At 70.6% G+C, this 15,861-nt stretch carries 17 protein-coding genes; 7 read left to right on the plus strand and 10 right to left on the minus strand.

Translation table 11 applies throughout. The features are described from left to right. Positions 1-18: 18 nt before the first annotated feature. Complete coding sequence (locus tag OHT21_RS01620; RefSeq protein WP_328766325.1) at positions 19-984, minus strand: LLM class F420-dependent oxidoreductase; 966 nt, start codon at positions 982-984, stop codon at positions 19-21. A gap of 61 nt (positions 985-1,045) precedes the next feature. Between OHT21_RS01620 and OHT21_RS01625 the strand changes: the two genes are divergently transcribed. From OHT21_RS01625 to OHT21_RS01635, 3 genes are all read left to right on the plus strand, one after another. Continuing rightward, positions 1,046-1,288 (plus strand): DUF7218 family protein, encoded by a 243-nt coding sequence (locus OHT21_RS01625; protein WP_328766326.1) that lies wholly within the window; start codon positions 1,046-1,048, stop codon positions 1,286-1,288. A 110-nt stretch (positions 1,289-1,398) separates the two neighbouring features. After that, the gene (locus tag OHT21_RS01630; RefSeq protein WP_328766327.1) at positions 1,399-2,037 is read left to right on the plus strand and encodes a diguanylate cyclase; all 639 of its coding nucleotides are present in this window, start codon (positions 1,399-1,401) and stop codon (positions 2,035-2,037) included. Continuing rightward, the gene (locus tag OHT21_RS01635) at positions 2,034-3,020 is read left to right on the plus strand and encodes an SMP-30/gluconolactonase/LRE family protein (RefSeq protein WP_328766328.1); all 987 of its coding nucleotides are present in this window, start codon (positions 2,034-2,036) and stop codon (positions 3,018-3,020) included. The genes OHT21_RS01630 and OHT21_RS01635 overlap by 4 nt, the downstream gene beginning before the upstream one ends. Here OHT21_RS01635 and OHT21_RS01640 read toward each other — a convergent pair. Both OHT21_RS01640 and OHT21_RS01645 read right to left on the minus strand, forming a co-directional pair. Next, entirely contained in the window at positions 3,013-3,501 is a 489-nt protein-coding gene (locus OHT21_RS01640) for a flavin reductase family protein (RefSeq protein WP_328766330.1), read from the minus strand. The two genes, OHT21_RS01635 and OHT21_RS01640, sit on opposite strands and share 8 nt — an antisense overlap. Before the next feature lie 108 nt (positions 3,502-3,609). Next, positions 3,610-3,957: a DUF6479 family protein gene (locus OHT21_RS01645; RefSeq protein ID WP_443050305.1), complete on the minus strand. Its 348-nt coding sequence runs from the start codon at positions 3,955-3,957 to the stop codon at positions 3,610-3,612. 143 nt (positions 3,958-4,100) lie between these two features. Between OHT21_RS01645 and OHT21_RS01650 the strand changes: the two genes are divergently transcribed. Next, positions 4,101-5,150 carry a Ppx/GppA phosphatase family protein gene (locus OHT21_RS01650; protein WP_328766332.1) on the plus strand — a complete coding sequence of 350 codons (1,050 nt, stop codon included), beginning with the start codon at positions 4,101-4,103 and terminating at the stop codon, positions 5,148-5,150. Here the strand turns inward: OHT21_RS01650 and OHT21_RS01655 are convergent. Then, positions 5,126-6,055: an N-acetyltransferase gene (locus OHT21_RS01655; protein WP_328766333.1), complete on the minus strand. Its 930-nt coding sequence runs from the start codon at positions 6,053-6,055 to the stop codon at positions 5,126-5,128. The genes OHT21_RS01650 and OHT21_RS01655 overlap by 25 nt on opposite strands. Positions 6,056-6,224: 169 nt before the next feature. Here OHT21_RS01655 and OHT21_RS01660 point away from each other — a divergent pair, with 169 nt between their 5' ends. Continuing rightward, positions 6,225-6,986, plus strand: coding sequence for a VOC family protein (locus OHT21_RS01660; RefSeq protein WP_328766334.1), 762 nt, complete (start codon positions 6,225-6,227; stop codon positions 6,984-6,986). Positions 6,987-6,996: 10 nt separating this feature from the next. Here OHT21_RS01660 and OHT21_RS01665 read toward each other — a convergent pair whose 3' ends face one another. From OHT21_RS01665 to OHT21_RS01690, 6 genes are all read right to left on the minus strand, one after another. After that, the gene (locus OHT21_RS01665) at positions 6,997-9,000 is read right to left on the minus strand and encodes a glycoside hydrolase family 31 protein (RefSeq protein WP_328766336.1); all 2,004 of its coding nucleotides are present in this window, start codon (positions 8,998-9,000) and stop codon (positions 6,997-6,999) included. A gap of 44 nt (positions 9,001-9,044) precedes the next feature. Then, positions 9,045-9,872 carry a carbohydrate ABC transporter permease gene (locus OHT21_RS01670; protein WP_328766337.1) on the minus strand — a complete coding sequence of 276 codons (828 nt, stop codon included), beginning with the start codon at positions 9,870-9,872 and terminating at the stop codon, positions 9,045-9,047. A gap of 89 nt (positions 9,873-9,961) precedes the next feature. Continuing rightward, positions 9,962-10,921, minus strand: a complete 960-nt coding sequence (locus OHT21_RS01675) for a carbohydrate ABC transporter permease (protein ID WP_328766338.1) — start codon at positions 10,919-10,921, stop codon at positions 9,962-9,964. A gap of 8 nt (positions 10,922-10,929) precedes the next feature. Continuing rightward, positions 10,930-12,174, minus strand: coding sequence for a sugar ABC transporter substrate-binding protein (locus tag OHT21_RS01680; RefSeq protein WP_328766339.1), 1,245 nt, complete (start codon positions 12,172-12,174; stop codon positions 10,930-10,932). A 25-nt stretch (positions 12,175-12,199) separates the two neighbouring features. Continuing rightward, entirely contained in the window at positions 12,200-13,378 is a 1,179-nt protein-coding gene (locus tag OHT21_RS01685) for a LacI family DNA-binding transcriptional regulator (protein ID WP_328766340.1), read from the minus strand. A 144-nt stretch (positions 13,379-13,522) separates the two neighbouring features. Beyond that, on the minus strand, positions 13,523-14,053 hold the full coding sequence (locus OHT21_RS01690; RefSeq protein ID WP_328766341.1) for a MarR family winged helix-turn-helix transcriptional regulator: 531 nt from the start codon (positions 14,051-14,053) through the stop codon (positions 13,523-13,525). 210 nt (positions 14,054-14,263) lie between these two features. Here OHT21_RS01690 and OHT21_RS01695 point away from each other — a divergent pair, with 210 nt between their 5' ends. Further along, complete coding sequence (locus OHT21_RS01695; RefSeq protein WP_328766342.1) at positions 14,264-14,815, plus strand: DUF5134 domain-containing protein; 552 nt, start codon at positions 14,264-14,266, stop codon at positions 14,813-14,815. Positions 14,816-14,910: 95 nt separating this feature from the next. Next, a complete protein-coding gene (locus tag OHT21_RS01700) occupies positions 14,911-15,846 on the plus strand; it encodes a M56 family metallopeptidase (protein ID WP_328766344.1) in 936 nt (311 codons plus the stop codon). The last annotated feature ends 15 nt before the right edge of the window (positions 15,847-15,861 follow it).

Here is a 15,861-nt window from a genome sequence, read left to right on the forward strand (position 1 = left end):
TCTCCGCTCAGGTCTCGTTCACAGGTCCTTCAGGGCCGCCAGCAGTTCCTTCTCCGCCCATTCCAGGAACGGCAGTTGGTGGTCGCCGCCGACCTGGACCAGGGCTATCTCGGTGAAGCCCGCGGTGACGTAGGGGCGTACGGCTTCGACGAAGGTGTCGACGTCGTCGCCGCACGGGATGGTCTGTGCGACGTCCTCGGGGCGTACGTTCGAGGTGGCCGCGTCGAAGTTCTTGGGGCCGGGCAGTTCGGCGTTGACCGGCCAGCCGCCGAGCGACCAGCGGAACTGCTCGTGGGCCCGGGTGACGGCGGCGTCCTTGTCGGGGTCGTAGCAGACGGGGAGTTGGCCCACCCTGGGTTTGCCGGTGCCGCCGTGGCGGTCGAAGGAGTCCAGGAGTTCGGACTTGGGCTCAGTGGCGATCAGGAGGTCGGCCAGGCGGCCGGCGAGTGCGCAGGAGTGCTCGCCGGAGACGGCGATGCCGATCGGGGGCGGTTCGTCGGGGACGTCGTAGAGCTTGGCGTTCACCACGTCGAAGTGTTCGCCGTGGTGGTTCAGGTTCTCGCCGGTGAACAGGGCGCGGATGATCTCCACGGACTCTTCCAGCATGTCGATTCGGGTGTGTGCGGCGGGCCAACCGCCGCCCACCACATGCTCGTTGAGGTTCTCGCCGGAGCCGAGCCCGAGCCGGAAGCGGCCCTCGGCGAGCAGCTGCGTCGTGGCGGCCTTCTGCGCGACGACCGCCGGGTGGTAGCGGGTCGTCGGGCAGGTCACGTACGTCATGAGGGGAATCGTGGACGTGGCCTGCGCCGCGGCGCCGAGCACGCTCCACGCGTACGGGGCGTGGCCCTGTTCCTCGAGCCACGGGAAGTAGTGGTCCGAGGCGACGGAGAAGTCGAATCCGGCCTGCTCCGCGGCCACCACATCCCGTACGAGCTCACGGGGGCCGGTCTGCTCGGTCATCATCGTGTATCCGATTCGCACCATGAGTTCCGGGTGGCCGGTGCGGGGTACCCGAAACGTGCCCTGGATGAAAGAAGGGATCTCCATGCCCAGGCCGCAGATCAAGGACGAGAAGACGTATCAGTCGCTGCGCCGTGAGGGCGCGGGCAAGGAGAAGGCGGCGCGGATCGCCAACAGCCCGACGTCCTCTTCCCGCAAGGGCGGCAAGCACGGCAAGTACGAGGACCAGTCGAAGTCTGACATCTACGAAGAAGCCAAGAAGGTCGGCATCAAGGGCCGCTCCTCGATGTCGAAGGACGAGCTGATCAAGGCACTGCGGAACCGTTGACACCGAGCCGTTGCAAGCCCGGTGCGACAGCCGACGGTGAGTGTGCCCGGGCCGGTGTCGGGTACCGGAAGCCGGGCACGCCGCATGCCCGCATTGCGACGGAGGTTTCCATGGCTCTGCCCGGCAAGTCCCTGACCCGGTCCTGGAGGCACTGGCGGCGGGGGCGCGCCCAGTTGTCGGTTCCTGTCTCGTCGACCGACGTGGAGGACGCGAACCGGAGGTTTCTCCTCTACGGGGTGCTGCCCTTGTGGGTCGTACCCGCGGTCGCCGACTGGTGGATGCACCGGCGCACCCGGATCGAGCACACCTCCGGCACGAAGGAGTCCGCCGTACACGCGTTGATGATGACGGAGGCCGGGATCCCGGTCGCCATGGGTCTCCTGGCCCGGATCAACCCGCTTGTCCTGTCCGTCATGGGCGGCGCCGCGGCGGCCCACACCGCCACCGCCCTCTACGACGTGACCCTGGCCACCCACAAGCGCGAGGTCCGCCCCATCGAGCAGCACATCCACAGCTTCCTCGAGGTGCTGCCGCTGGCGGGGATCGCCTTCATCGGCTGCCTGCATGCGGACCAGGTGCGCGCGACGCTGCGCGGCGGTCCCGGCCGCGACGACTGGAGGCTGCTGCCCAAGGAGCGGCCGCTGTCCGCGCCGTACCTGCTGGGTCTCGGCGCGGTGATCGGCGCCGGTGTCGCGCTGCCCTACGCCGAGGAACTGCGGCGCTGCGTCCGGGCACAACGCGCTTCATGACACCGCGCCGAACCGCTCCGCGTCCGCTGCCGTCGCCGCGTCGGATCCTGCTCGGCGGGACGGGCCCCGAGGACGTGGTCGCCGACCACGAAGGCCGCGTGGTCACGGGCGTCGAGGACGGTCGCATCCTGCGCGCCAACACCCAGGGTCCCGCCCGGGTCGAGCAGATCGCCCGTACCGGAGGGCGGCCGCTGGGGCTCGAAGTCCTGCGGGACGGACGGCTGTTGGTGTGTGACGCGGAGCGCGGGCTGCTGCGGGTCACGCCGAGCGTCGGCGGTCCCGGCGGCTCCGGCGAGGGCAGGGTCGAGGTTCTCGTGGACTCCGTGGCGGGTGCGCCGCTGCGGTTCTGCAGCAACGCGGCCGCGGCGGCGGAAGGCACCGTGTACTTCACCGCGTCCAGCACGCGCTACGGGCTTCAGGACTGGCTCGGCGATCTGATGGCGCACACGGCGACGGGCCGGCTGTTCCGGCTCCGGCCCGGCGCCGACGCGCCGGAAGTCCTGCTGGACGGCCTCGACTTCGCCAACGGAGTGGTGCTGTCCGAGGACGAGTCCTGTGTCGTGGTGGCCGAGACCGGCGCGTACCGTCTGACCCGGCTGTGGCTGTCCGGCCCGCGGGCCGGCCGCCGCGACACCCTGATCGAGGACCTCCCGGGCTTCCCGGACAACCTCTCCCGTGCCGCGGACGGAACGATCTGGGTCGCCCTCGCGGGTCCGCGACAGGCGTCCCTCGACTGGCTGCGACGCGCGCCGGTCCCGGTGCGCCGGGCGGTCTGGCGGGCCGTACGCCCCCTGCATATCAGGCCGCTGCCGGTCGCGCGTGTCATGGGTATCGGCCCCGACGGCGGCGTCCGCCACAACCTCAGGCGACGTCGGGCGGGCTACCGGATGGTCACCAGCGTGTACGCACATGAGGGCACCCTGGTGCTGGGCAGTCTGCTGGAGGACGGGGTCGCCGTGTGCGAACTGCCCGAGCTCAGCTGACCGGGTGCCCGGCAGTGATGTCGACGACATCGCTCAAGCACAGCGGCCGCCGATCCGTCGCCTCCTGTGCCTCGCCCGCGACGGAGCTGAGCAGGAAGCCGATGTGATCGCCTGTGTCTACGTGTCCTTCGACCCGGCCGACGAACCAGGCGAGCGTGTCGTCCAGTACGGGAAGGCCGCCGGGGCCCGGGGTCCAGGGTGTGCGGGCGAATTTGTCCACGCGGTCGCCGGTCTCGCCGCCGAAGAGTTCCGCGAGGGCGTGCTGGTCGCTCCCGAGCAGGTGGACGGCGAGTTGGTCGGCGGAGCGGGCCACCCGGTACGTGCGGTTCAGCGTCGAGAGCCAGACCATGAAACGGGCGGGTTTGATCGAGCACGGCGAGGCGAAGGTGACCAGGCAGCCGGCTCGTTCTCCGTCGGCGGCGACGGTCACCACGTACGCGGGGTGGTCGAGCCGGTCGACGAACGACTGTATGGCGGTCACGGCCGCTCCCTACTGCTGACGCCCCACCCGGCCGGGTCGCGCGGGCAGCCCTCGACGGGACGGGGCTCCGTCACAAGCCCCGCCCCTTCGTAGACCGGCCGGCGACCCTCAGTGGTGCCCGGGGCTGCCGCTGCCGAACCCGCCGCTGCTGTTCGGGCTCCAGCGCGGTGGTGTCTGGTCCTTGGCGGTGTGCGAGCGGATGTTGCCGAAGCCCCGCAGCTCGTGCGGGGTGAGGAAGCCGCCGTCATGCGGCACCTCGTCCGGCTCGCGCATCTCGCGGATCTCGTGGACGGGACCGGAGTCGGGGAGATGGGGCTGGTCCTCCGGACGCGGCGGCTCCGGCTCCCGGGAACGCACGCGCATACCCAGCCACACCGCAAGGATCAGCATCGACGCGATCACCACCCCCATCGCGAAGGGGATGGCCCCCGCCGCGATCTCGTGAGGGATGGCCAAACCTCTGCCGAAGGTGTCCATACCCCTCGTGTACCCCACCGGACCGGCTGAAACGGTGCCCGCGGGCCCAGCTAAGGGGGGCGCGCACGCGGCCGCGCGCGGGCCTACCGCATGGCGGGCGTCGGCCCGGGTACTGGGGAGGGATGCGTATGGGAGTGCTCGATGTCGGTTCGAACACGGTACGACTGGTCATCGCGGAGACGGACGGTGCCGTTCCACTGCCCGTGCACACCGCGAAACGGAGGCTGAGACTCTCGGCGTACGTCGAACGGGGTGGCCATCTGCCGGACGAGCAGGTGGCCAGGCTTGTGGATGCCGTCACGGCCGCCCGGGACGAGGGCGTGCGCTGGGGTGTGACGGCTCCCTTCGCCTTCGCCACGGCGATCGTGCGGGACGCCCCGAACCGTGCGGATATTCTGCGGAAGGTCGCCACGGAGACCGGGGTGCCGCTGCACATCCTGCCCGGCGAGGTCGAAGCCGAGCTGACGTTCCTGGCCGCGCGGCGCTGGATGGGCTGGCGTGCGGGGCCGCTGGCCATGCTGGACATCGGCGGCGGTTCGCTGGAGGTGGCGTTCGGCCGCAGCAAGCTGCCCGACTTCGCGATCTCGCTGCCGTTGGGCGCCAACCGTCTGACCCGCGAGCACTTCCGCGGCCAGGACCCGCCCTCCGAGCGCAGGGTGCGGACGCTGCGCCGCCATGTCCGCCACCAGCTGCGCGATGTCGCGGCCCGCATACGGTGGGAGGCGCCGCGTACGACCGTCGCCACCTCGCGTACGTTCCAGCAGCTCGGCCGGCTGTGCGGGGCGCAACCCGGCCGGTCGGGACCCTTCACGCCGCGCGCCATGACCCGCGCCGACCTCCGCCGGGCCACGCGTCAGCTCGCCGAGCTGCCGGCCGCGGAACGCGCTGCCCTGCCGGGCATCTCCGCCGCCCGCGCCGAACAGTCCCTCGCCGGGGCCATCGTCGCGCACACCACCATGAAGCTGATGAGCATCGACGAGGTGACCATCTGCCCCTGGGCGCTGCGCGAAGGCGTCCTGCTCCGCTGTATCGAGGACGGCAACGCCGACTGGTGGAACGGCACGGCCCCCTCCCTTCGCGGGCATGAGGCCGGGCCGCCACAGGCGCTGCGCCCCGTCGGCGGGGACGACCCCGCGACGGCAGGTGCTCAACTTCCGCGCGGTGCCAGGTAGTTGGGATGGTGCACCCAGCCGCGGTCCGTGCGGGTCAGCTCGTGGAAGCCGACGGCGGTCAGGCGTCCGATCGCCTCCGTGTCGTCGGCGTCCTCGTACGCGAGAAGCCGCTCCACTCCACACAGCCGCAGCCAGTGCGCGGCCTGGGCGAGGAGCCAGGTGTCCAGGCCCTCCGTCGGGTGCTCGATATGGAAGTTGCCGATGTCGGCGAGGCCGCCGCTGCGGGCGTGGCGCTCGGGGCGGCTCAGGGCGGTGTCGATCTCGATGAAGCCGAGGGCGCGCCGCTCGGTCCGTGCCGTGAAGCGTGTGCCGCACTCGCCGAGGGTGCGGTCGACGTGGACGCCCGCCAGCGGCGTCATCGGCGGCAGATCGGCCACCTCGGCGATCAGGATGACCTCGGTACCGCCCGTGTGCCGGAAGCCGGCCCGCTCGTATGCGGCCCTGATGTGCGGCCAGGGCCGGGGCAGCCCGTACACGGCGGGGGCGGGCAGGGCGCCGTCGGCATACCGGACGCGGACCTTCCAGCGGGCGAGCTGGGCGACGCAGGCGGCCATCAGCAACTCGGCGGCGTCGTCGGAGTCCTTCCAGAAGGAGGCGGCCGGCTGGCAGACGAACCAGTTGATCTCGCCTGCGTCCCGGTAGTCCTCGCCGACCTCGGCGTCGGCGCGGTAGCGCAGCAGATGGGCGCCGGCCACCACGTACTGGCGCTGCTCGGCGACGAGGGTGACGCGCTCCGCCACCCAGGGGTCGGTGATGAACTCGTCGGGCTGGCGCTGGAGTTCGCTGAGCACGGTGTTCACGGAGACGGAGACACCGGGTACGACGGCGGCGACATGGGCATTGACGAGTTCGGTGAGCTGATCGCGGTCGTCGCGGTGGAAGGGGCGCACCTGGAGCGCGGACATACGGGGACCTCCGGGGAGATGAGCGTGAGGAGGCCGCCATGAGGTGCGGTACGACGCTGAGGGTACGCCGCCTGGAATGGACCCGCCATGGGATTTCCGTCGGATGGCCGGGAGGCGGAGGCCGGGTTTAGCGTGCTGTGCAAGGAGCGCTTCCGGCGAAGGGACGACCATGAAACTGGACAAGGCGGTTCCCGGCGGCCCCTGCTGGACCGAGCTGGGCACCAGTGATCTGGACGCGGCCAAGCGGTTCTACACGAACATCTTCGGCTGGCGTCCGGAGACGGATCCGCGTCAGGAGGCGGGCGGCTACACCATCGCGCACCTCGGCGAGGCGCCGGTCGCGGCGCTGACCCCGCTGTACCAGGAGTCGCAGCCCGTCGCCTGGAACGTGTCGTTCTGGGTGCCCGACGCGGACGCGGCCGTGGCGGCGGTACGGGCCGCGGGCGGCGCGGTCCTCATGGAGCCGATGGACGTGTTCGACCTGGGCCGTTTCGCGGTGGTGACCGATCCGGGCGGCGCGGCCTTCCAACTGTGGCAGGCACGGTCCTTTCCCGGCGCGGGACTGTTCAACGCGCCGGGTTCGCTCGGCTGGGTCGAGCTGATGACGCGCGACCCCGTGGCGGTGACCGCCTTCTACACGGCGGTGTTCGGCTGGACGGTCCGCGCCTCGGCGTCGTACACGCAATGGGGCATCGAGGGCGCCGACTTCGGCGGCATGGTGGAGATGGGCGACAAGTTCCCGCACGAGGTGCCGTCCCACTGGCTGCCCTATTTCGCCGTCGAGGACGTCGACAGGACCGCGCAGGACTGCACCGCCGCCGGCGGCTCCCTCCTCATGGAACCCACCACGATCGGGGACGGCCGCCGCATCGCCGTGCCGCGGGATCCGCAGGGCGCGGTGTTCGGTCTCCACACCGCGGGCGAGGAATAGGCCCCGCCCATCACTCGCCCTCCTCCCGGAGGGGCAGCTCGGCTCCCTGAGTGGTGAAAACCGGGATGCGTTCGATCGGCGCCTCGACGGTGAGTGTCCGGCCGCCCTCGTACGTGCCTCCCGTCCAGGCGTCGGTCCAGGTATGGCCCGCCGGCAGGTACACCTCGCGGCTGCGCGCGCCCGGTTCCGTGACGGGTGCGACCAGGATGTCCGGGCCGAAGAGGAACTGGTCCTCGACGGTCCAACTGGCCGCGTCCTGGGGGAAGTCGACGAAGATGGGCCGCATGGGTGGCACTCCGTCGGCTGCCGCGATCCGCATCTGCTCGTGGAGGTAGGGGCGCAGACGCTCGCGTAGGAAGAGCTGCGCCTTCAGGATTCCGTACGCCTCCTCGCCGTATGACCAGACCTCGTTGGGGCCGCCGGTCTGCGCGTATCCCCAGGGCATGCGGGGTTCGCGGTCGCCGTGCAGGCGGAAGAGGGGGCAGAAGACGCCGTACTGGAACCAGCGGATCATCAGTTCGCGGTACGCCGGGTCGTCCGGGTCTCCGCCGTGGAAGCCGCCGATGTCGGTGGTCCACCAGGGGATGCCGGAGACGGCGATGGACAGGCCGGCCCGCACCTGTGAGCGCAGCGAGTCCCAGGTCGCGGGGATGTCGCCGGACCAGACGGCCGCTCCGTACTTCTGGGAGCCCGCCCAGGCCGAGCGGGACAGCAGGACGGTGCCGGGCTGTCCGGCGGCGGCCATGCCCTCGGCGAAGAGGCGGGCGTTGTCGCGGGGGTAGACGTTGACGGTCTGGGCGCCGGGGCCCGCGTACAACGTCGTGTTCTCGTGGTGGGCGGGGTCGAGTTCGGGTTCGCAGGCGTCCAGCCAGAAGACGCGGATGCCCAGGTCGAGGTAGTTGCGCCGGACCAGGTCCCAGACGTGCGCGCGGGTGTCGGGGTTGGTCGGGTCGTAGACGGAGACCTGCATGCGGGCCGCCATGCCCTTGTCCTGGACCAGGTGGTGCACCTCGGCGCCCTGGTCGGAGCCGAGGAGCAGGCCGCGGTCGCGGAAGTCCTCGTAGTTCTCCGACAGGGGCGACACGGTGGGCCAGATGGAGACCATCAACTCGATGCCCAGCTCGGCGAGTTCGTCGACCATGGCCTGCGGGTCGGGCCATTCGTCGGGGTCGAAGCGGTAGTCGCCCATCGCCGACCAGTGGAAGTAGTCGGAGACGATGACGGACATGGGCAGTCCGCGGCGCTTGTGCTCGCGGGCCACGGCGAGGAGTTCGTCCTGGGTGCGGTAGCGGAGCTTGCACTGCCAGAAGCCGCTGGCCCAGTCGGGGAGTTCGGGTGCGTGGCCGGTGGCGTCGGTGTACCGGGCGAGGATGTCGCGCGGGGTGGGTGCGGCCGTGATCCAGTAGTCGATCGCGCGGGCCTGGTCGGCGGTCCAGCGCGTGGAGTTCTCGGCGAACTCGACCCGGCCCAGGGCCGGTTGGTTCCACAGGAGGCCGTAGCCCCGGCTGGAGAGCACGAAGGGGATGGACACTTCGCCGTTGCGCTGGATGAGGTCGAGGCCCAGGCCCTTGTGGTCGAGGCGGCCGTGGGTGTGCTGGCCGAGACCGTAGAGCCGCTCGCCCTCGTACGCCGCGAACCGCTGGTGGATCTCGTACGCGCCGGACCGGTTGCCCTTGAACTCGCGGGCGCCCGGGGACCAGGGGTGCTCCGGGCGCTCGGCGAGGAGTTCCTCGCCGGTGCTGGTGCGAGTGAAGGTCAGCAGTGACTCGGCGCCGTTGAAGGCGACCGTGACGGTCAGCTCGCCGTTGACCAGTTGGGCCGTGGTCTTGTCGGCGCCGACGGTCAGGGTGCCGGTGCGCTCCGGCGGCGTCTCGAGGGCGCCGACGCTGTCCGTGGGGATGCGGTACTGGGCGACCCGGACGCGGGCACTGTCCGTGCCCCAGGCCTCGACACGCAGCACCTCGTGCCGGTGCCGCACTTCCAGGGCCTCGTCGAGCACACGGAAGACGGGCATGAATCTCCTTGCGTACGAGGGGAGTTACGAAGCTGAAGTGGGTGTCAGGATTTGACGCTGCCGGCGGTCAGGCCGCCGACGATGTAGCGCTGGAGCATCGCGAAGACGCATACCACGGGGATGCTGACGAGCGTGGCGACCGCCATGAGGGGCCCCCAGTCGGTACCCGTCTGGCCGACGAAGGTGTTGAGCAGGACGGTCACCGGCTGCACCTTCGGATCGCTGTTCAGCGTGATCCCGAAGACGAACTCGCCCCAGCCGAGCAGGAACGAGAAGCCGCCGATCGCGATCAGTCCCGGTCGCATCACCGGCAGTACGACCCGCCACAGCACCCCCGGCAGACCGCAGCCGTCCACCAGCGCCGCCTCCACCACCTCGACGGGCATGGCCCGCACCAGTGGCCGCAGCACGATGACCGCGAACGGCAAGGTCAGCGTCGTATCGGCGATCACCAGGCCGATGAGGGTGTTGGTCAGCTCCACCTGCCGCAGCACGATGAACAGCGGCGCGGCCAGCACGATGCTCGGCAGCAGTTGCGCCACCAAGAGCGACAGGACCATCGCGCCGGAGCCACGCATCCGGATCCGGGCGACCGCGTAGGTCAAGGGCACCGCGAGCAGCAGTGTCAGCGCCACGACGCCCAGCGAGATGGCGACGCTGTTGAGCAGCGCCTGGCCGAGCATCGGCTTGTCGAGGGCCCGCGAGTAGCTGTCGCCGGTGAACGGCGAGGGGATCCACTGCGGTGGCGAGACGAGCACCTGGTCGGGCTTCTTCAGCGAGGTGGCGATCATCCAGTACAGCGGCAGCAGGAAGAAGGCCGTGATGACGCCAGCGACGAGCGTGAGCAGCCAGGGCCGTTTGGTGCGGGTCATGCTGCGTCCTCTGTTCGCTTCTCCGCCCGCGCGGCGCAGAGGTGCGGGCATCGTCGTTGTCTGCGGCCCGGCGGCCGCGTGTGCGTCGCTCACGTGGCTCCTTCCTTGCGCAGGCGCCGTACGTAGACGATCGCGACGATCAGCGGGATGACGAGCAGGAGCGTGCCCGCCGCCGCGCCTCGGCCGAGCTGGAAGAGCTTGAAGGCGATCTCGTACACGTACAGCGGCAGGACTCTGGTGCTGTCGACGGGTCCGCCACCGGTGAGGACGAAGACCAGGTCGAAGACCTTGAAGGTGTAGATGAGGCCGAGCAGCAGGACGGCGGCCGCGACCGGCTTCATCATCGGGACCGTGATGTGGCGCAGTCGCTGCCAGGGTCCCGCGCCGTCGATTTCGGCGGCCTCGTAGAGCGTCGGGTCGATGGACTGCAGGCCGACCAGAAGCAGCAGCATGTTGAAGGGCACGCCCACCCAGATGTTGGCGGCGATGACGCCGGGCAGGGCGGTGCTGGGGTCGGTCAGCCAGTTGTGGGCGAGGGAGTCGAGGCCGACGAGGCGCAGGAGTTCGTTGTACGCGCCCGCGTCGGCGTCGAGCATCCAGCGAAAGAGGGTGCCGCTGACGATCGGCGGCAGCAGCCAGGCCACCAGCATCAGCGACCGGAACAGGCCCGCGAGCGGGAACGTCTTCACGAACAGCAGCGCCAGCGCGAACCCGATCGTGAACTGGAAGAACAGCGAACCGGCCGTGAACACCAGCGAGACGCGCACCGCGTGCCAGAAGGCACCTTCGGAGGCGACGCTGTCGTAGTTGTCGGCGCCGCTGAACTGCCAGTCCCCCGTGAGGAGATCACCGATGGCGACATCGTGGACGGACGTCCAGAAGTTGTAGGCGAGCGGGAAGAGCATGGTCGCACCGAGGAACAGCAGGGCCGGCGCCGACATGACGTACCCGGCCCGTGTGCGGCGCACCGCGAGGGAACGGCCGCGCCGCACGGTCTCGGTCTTCTCCACCGCCTTCAGCGGCTCGCGGGCTTTCACCTGAAGGCTCATTCCCTGCCTTACTTCTTCAGCTTGGGCGTGATGGCGGACGCGGCCTTCCGTGCGGCGGCCTGCGGGCTGGAGCTGCCCGTGAGGGACGCCTGGAGGGCTTCGGCCATCGCCTGCGACATCTGCGGGTAGTTCGGGCCGTACGAGCGGGGGCGGGCGTTGGCGAACTCCTGCACGAAGACCTTGAGTGTGGGGTCGCTGGCCCACTTGCCCGCGTCGGCCATGTCGGAGCGGGCGGGCAACAGGCCGAGTCCGTCGAGGTACTTGGCCAGGACCGTCTTCTCCTGGCTGCGCACGATGGCCTTCCAGCACTGGTCGGCCTTGCCGCTGGTCTTGAGGATCACCCAGTTCTCACCACCGAGGCAGCTCGCCGGCTCCTTGTCGATGGGGATCGGTACGACGCCCCACTTGACCTTCGTCTGCTCCTGCAGGGCGGGCAGTTGCCAGGGCCCGTTGATCTGCATCGCCGCGCGGCCTGACACGAACTGAGTGTTGGCGTCCTGCTGCGTCCAGCCCACGCTCTGCTTCGACATCGAGCCGGCGTCCACCAACTCCTTGAGGAACCCGAGCGCCTTGGCGCCGTCCGTGCCGAAGGTGTCCAGGTCACCGCCGGTGGACCAGAGGAAGGGCTCGAACTGGAAGACACCCTCCTCGGTCTTGATCGCGCTCATGGCGAACCCGAACGTGTCGCCCTTGGTGAGCTTCTTCGCCGCCTCCGCGAGCTCGTCCCAGGTCTTCGGGGGCTCGACGCCCGCGGCCTCGAGCATCTCGGTGTTGTAGTACAGGCAGAGGCAGTTGGAGTTGTTCGGGACGGAGTACGTCTTGCCGTCGATGACGCCGCTGTTCCAGGGGCCCTCGTAGTACGCCTTCGACTGGCCCCATTCCTTCACACGGTCGGTGAGGTCGGTGAGGAGTCCCTGCGGGACGAAGGAGTTCATCGAGGTGTTGTCGACGATCGCGATGTCCGGCAGGTCCCCGGATGCGGCGCCCTTGATGATCGCGGGCTCCAGTTCGGCGAACGGGAAGCTCCGTCGGGTGATCTTGACGCCGACCTGCTTCTCGATGTCGGCGATGAGGGCCTTTATCCCGGGCTGGCGGGCCTCTTCGACGAGGTAGTCCCACCAGATGAGCTCGTTGGAGCCGGAGGAGCCGCTCTCCGAGCCGCCGCAGGCGGTGAGCGGGCCCGCGAGGCCCGCGGCGAGAACTCCAGAGCCCGATATCCGCATGAACGAGCGGCGGTCGAACCGGTTCGACATGTGCGTCTCCCAGGGGGTGCGTGGATCAACTGCGCGTCTGCGCGGGGCCGGTGCTCGCGCGGACCGTGAGTTCGGGGGTGAGCAGGTGCTGCCGGGGCCTTGCCGTCGAGGAGCCCGCCAGCCGTTCCAGCAGCAGGTCCACGGCGAGCCGGCCCATGACGTCCGACGAGTTGTCGAAGCCGGTCATCATCGGGGTGACCGTCTCGGCCCAGCGGGCGCCGACGACTCCGGTCACCGAGACATCGCCGGGCACGGACAGACCCGCCCGGTCGAGCCCGCGGTACAGGCCCACGAGCGCGGCCTCGTTGAGCACGACGAGGCCGGTCGTCTGCGGGTCGTGGTCGAGGATTTCGCGGACGACCGCCTCGCCGGAGGAGGCGTCGTCCTCGCAGTGGTGGATCTCGCCGGTCAGCCCCAGTTCGCCGACGGCCGCCCGGAAGCCGTCGACGCCTCGGTGCGCGGCCTCGTAGCCCACGGCGAACAGCTTCCGCGGCCGGTTCACCAGGGCGAGCCGCCGGTGACCGAGCTCGGCGAGATGCCGTACGCAGCGGGCGGTGAGCTCCGTCCAGTCCATGTCGACCCACGACAGGGCGTCGGGGTCCGCGGTCCGGCCCATGGTGACGAAGGGGAACCCGGTGCCGAGGAGCCGGTCCACCCGCGAGTCCTGGACGCGTATCTCCATCAGGATCGCGCCGTCCACGCGGCGTTGGCCCACCAGCCGGTCGAATGCCTCGTCCGAGCCCTCACCGCTGCGGGACAGCAGTACGTCGTGGTCCTGCACGGCGGCGGCGTCGATCACCGCGCTGAGGAAGTCGAGCTGCATGTCGGTGTAGCGCCGGCCGGCCGGCGGGAACACCACGCCGATGGTCTGGGTGCGGCCGTGGGCCAGGGCGCGGGCACTTGCGTTGGGCTGGAAGCCGTGCTCGTCGATGACCTTCTGGATACGCAGCCGGGTCCGCTCCGAGATCGGCCGCTTGCCGCTCAGGGCGTACGAGACCGTGCTGCGGGAGACACCGGCGAGGCGGGCGATCTCGCCGATGTTGACGGGGGTGGGGCTGCCGCTGTTCACGGGTATGCGGCTGCCCTTGGTCGCAGACTCGGGACTGCTGGTCGCAGGGTTGTCGCCGCCGGTCGCAGGAGTGGCGCCGCCGTCGCGCTCGGGAGTGCGGCTGCTTTCGGCCACCTCGTCGAACCGGTTCGACATCGCGGACACACCTCCCCCCACCGCAGGATCGTTCGACATTTCGCACGTCAGCCGGTTCACCGAACCGGCGTGCCGAACGTAGGAGTGACACAGGTCTCATGTCAACGGGCGGTAACCAAGAAGTTTCTGACGCGACGGAAGCGCTCAGACCCGCGGAGCGCCCAGTCGTTCTTCCAGTCGGCCCAGCAACTCCCCCAGAAGCGCGCCGAGTTCGCCCTGCGTCGAGGTGTCGAGGCCGGACAGGACGGCCGTCTCGTACGCGAGTTGTTCGGGGACGATTTCATCGACGAGCTCGCGTCCGGCGTCGGTGAGACGCAGGTGGGCGACGCGCCGGTCGCGGCTGTCGCCGCGGCGCTCGACGAGGCCGCGCCCGGTCAGTTGCTTGAGCCGCTTGGCGACGGCGGCGGCGGAGGAGAAGGTCTCCCGGGCCAACTCACCGGGGGTCAGCTCCCGGCCGGTGCGGCGCAGCGCGGCCAGCAGCTCGAACTCGGGACGGGTGAGCCCGGCATGGCGCAGCGGGGCGTCCTCCGCCTCCCGGAGCAGGGCGGCACAACGGTTGATACGGCCGATGATCTCTATGGGACTGGTGTCCAGGTCGGGATGCACCGTCCGCCACTGCCGCACCACCTCCCCGACGGTGTCCCCCGCTGTCGCCCGCCCATTCGCTGTCGTCATGCCTGTGCGCCCCCGAGTGCGTGCAGTCCTGCAGTCGTACCAATGCTGCGAGCGTACGGTGTCCGCTCCGCCCGGCGCGCAGCGCCCGCTCCGGAGGGAAGTGAACCCCGGGCGCTCCCCGCGTACACCCTTGCGCTCGCGTGCACGCGAGCAGGCCGGGGCATCTCTTCGACCGGACTGTCCGAACACCGTCGATCGAGGAGGTGCGCGGTGCACGGACCGGTGCCGGCGCTCTGGCTGCTCGTCGCGTTGTGCGCGGCGACCGGGGTCTACGGTCTGCTGCGGATGCGGAGTTCCGTCGAGGCGCAGCGACGTACGGCGGGCGGTGAGGCGCTCATGGGATTCGGCATGGCCGCGATGGCCGTACCCGCCGCCGCACTGTCGCCGCCGCGCTGGGCCTGGCTCGCCGGCGCGGCCGTGTTCGGCATAGCCGCGCTGCAGGCCCTGTGGGCGGCGCGGGCTGACCGCCATCACCTTCACCACCTGGTGGGCGCGTCCGCGATGGTCTACATGGCGGCGGTGATGGCGGGCGGGACCCACTCCGGGCCACCCGTGCTGACGGGGGCGCTCCTCGCGTACTTCACCGGGTATGTGCTGTGGACTGGTACGCGCCTGGTGCCGGTCGCCGTCGCCAGACCCGAAGGGGGCGCCCGAGGCACCCGAGGCGCCCGCACGGTCCAACTGGCCGATCGCCCGGAACTGGCGTGTGCCTGCCGGCTCTCGATGGGCATCGGGATGCTCGCCATGCTGCTCACCATGTGACGGGCGTGCGCGGGGCCTGTACGAGATCGTGGTCTGTGTCACTTTGCCCCGGCAGCCCGTATCCCCTTGCCGCGCCGCCCAAATAGGCTGGCCCCATGATGGTCCCCGCGGCACTGCTGCTGCTCGGCGCCCTGGCCGCCGTCCTGGCTCCGCGGCTGCTCGCCCGAGCCGACTGGGCGGACCGCGAACCGGTGGTCGCCCTCTGGGTGTGGCAGTGCGTGGTGGTGGCGGTCCTGCTGTGCTGCGTGCTGTCGATGACCCTCAGCGCGGCTGCCGCCTGGCAGGCGGTGCGCGGCCATGTGTTCGCACCGGCCCCGCACCACGTCGTGGACGCCTACGCACTCGCCGAAGCCAGCCCCTGGGCCGCCGCGACCGCCGTGGCGCTCGCCTGCGGCGGCCTGTGGACCGCGGCGATGCTGGTCCGCGAGATCGTACGGGCCCGTGCGCGCCGCCGCCGCGAGCGGGCCGAACTCCAGGTGCGCGCCCCGCTGTTGCCCGGCGAGGAGCCCGGCGGCGACCGCCTCGTCGTGCTCGAAGGCGAGCGCCCGGATGCCTGGTGGCTGCCCGGGGCAGCTCCCCAACTCGTCATCACCACCGCCGCGTTGCGCCGCCTCAAAGGGAGCCAGCTGGACGCCGTACTCGCCCACGAGCAGGGGCACGCCCGAGCCCGGCACGACTGGCTGCTGCACTCCTCGGCGGCGCTGGCCAACGGCTTTCCGCAGGTCCCCGTGTTCGCCGCGTTCCGCGACGAGATGCACCGCCTGGTCGAATTGGCCGCCGACGACATGGCGTCCCGCCGCTTCGGCCGCCTGACGACCGCCCTCGCACTGGTGGAACTGAACGAGGACCGGGGCGTGTTCGGCCCCTGCCCCACCCCGCAGGCCCATGTCCCGCAGCGTGTGAACCGTCTGCTCACTCCCCCGGACCGCCTTCCGCCCGTCCATCGGCTGCGGCTCACGGCGTCCGCGGCGCTGGTGCCCGTGGTTCCGCTGCTGGTGGCGTTCGTGCCGGGGCTACGGGCGCTGGGGTAACGAAGCGCACAAGTC

Origin of the sequence: Streptomyces sp. NBC_00286 (assembly GCF_036173125.1) — a bacterium.
Classification (GTDB): Bacteria; Actinomycetota; Actinomycetes; order Streptomycetales; family Streptomycetaceae; genus Streptomyces.

Excerpts from the sequence above, each read along its gene's own strand:
- OHT21_RS01660 (WP_328766334.1), top strand. The coding sequence starts at position 6,225 with ATGAAACTGGACAAGGCGGTTCCCGGCGGCCCCTGCTGGACCGAGCTG.
- OHT21_RS01675 (WP_328766338.1), bottom strand. The coding sequence starts at position 10,921 with ATGAGCCTTCAGGTGAAAGCCCGCGAGCCGCTGAAGGCGGTGGAGAAG.
- OHT21_RS01690 (WP_328766341.1), bottom strand. The coding sequence starts at position 14,053 with ATGACGACAGCGAATGGGCGGGCGACAGCGGGGGACACCGTCGGGGAG.
- OHT21_RS01655 (WP_328766333.1), bottom strand. The coding sequence starts at position 6,055 with ATGTCCGCGCTCCAGGTGCGCCCCTTCCACCGCGACGACCGCGATCAG.
- OHT21_RS01685 (WP_328766340.1), bottom strand. The coding sequence starts at position 13,378 with ATGTCGAACCGGTTCGACGAGGTGGCCGAAAGCAGCCGCACTCCCGAG.
- OHT21_RS01650 (WP_328766332.1), top strand. The coding sequence starts at position 4,101 with ATGCGTATGGGAGTGCTCGATGTCGGTTCGAACACGGTACGACTGGTC.
- OHT21_RS01635 (WP_328766328.1), top strand. The coding sequence starts at position 2,034 with ATGACACCGCGCCGAACCGCTCCGCGTCCGCTGCCGTCGCCGCGTCGG.
- OHT21_RS01625 (WP_328766326.1), top strand. The coding sequence starts at position 1,046 with ATGCCCAGGCCGCAGATCAAGGACGAGAAGACGTATCAGTCGCTGCGC.
- OHT21_RS01630 (WP_328766327.1), top strand. The coding sequence starts at position 1,399 with ATGGCTCTGCCCGGCAAGTCCCTGACCCGGTCCTGGAGGCACTGGCGG.
- OHT21_RS01680 (WP_328766339.1), bottom strand. The coding sequence starts at position 12,174 with ATGTCGAACCGGTTCGACCGCCGCTCGTTCATGCGGATATCGGGCTCT.
- OHT21_RS01670 (WP_328766337.1), bottom strand. The coding sequence starts at position 9,872 with ATGACCCGCACCAAACGGCCCTGGCTGCTCACGCTCGTCGCTGGCGTC.
- OHT21_RS01665 (WP_328766336.1), bottom strand. The coding sequence starts at position 9,000 with ATGCCCGTCTTCCGTGTGCTCGACGAGGCCCTGGAAGTGCGGCACCGG.
- OHT21_RS01620 (WP_328766325.1), bottom strand. The coding sequence starts at position 984 with ATGGTGCGAATCGGATACACGATGATGACCGAGCAGACCGGCCCCCGT.
- OHT21_RS01700 (WP_328766344.1), top strand. The coding sequence starts at position 14,911 with ATGATGGTCCCCGCGGCACTGCTGCTGCTCGGCGCCCTGGCCGCCGTC.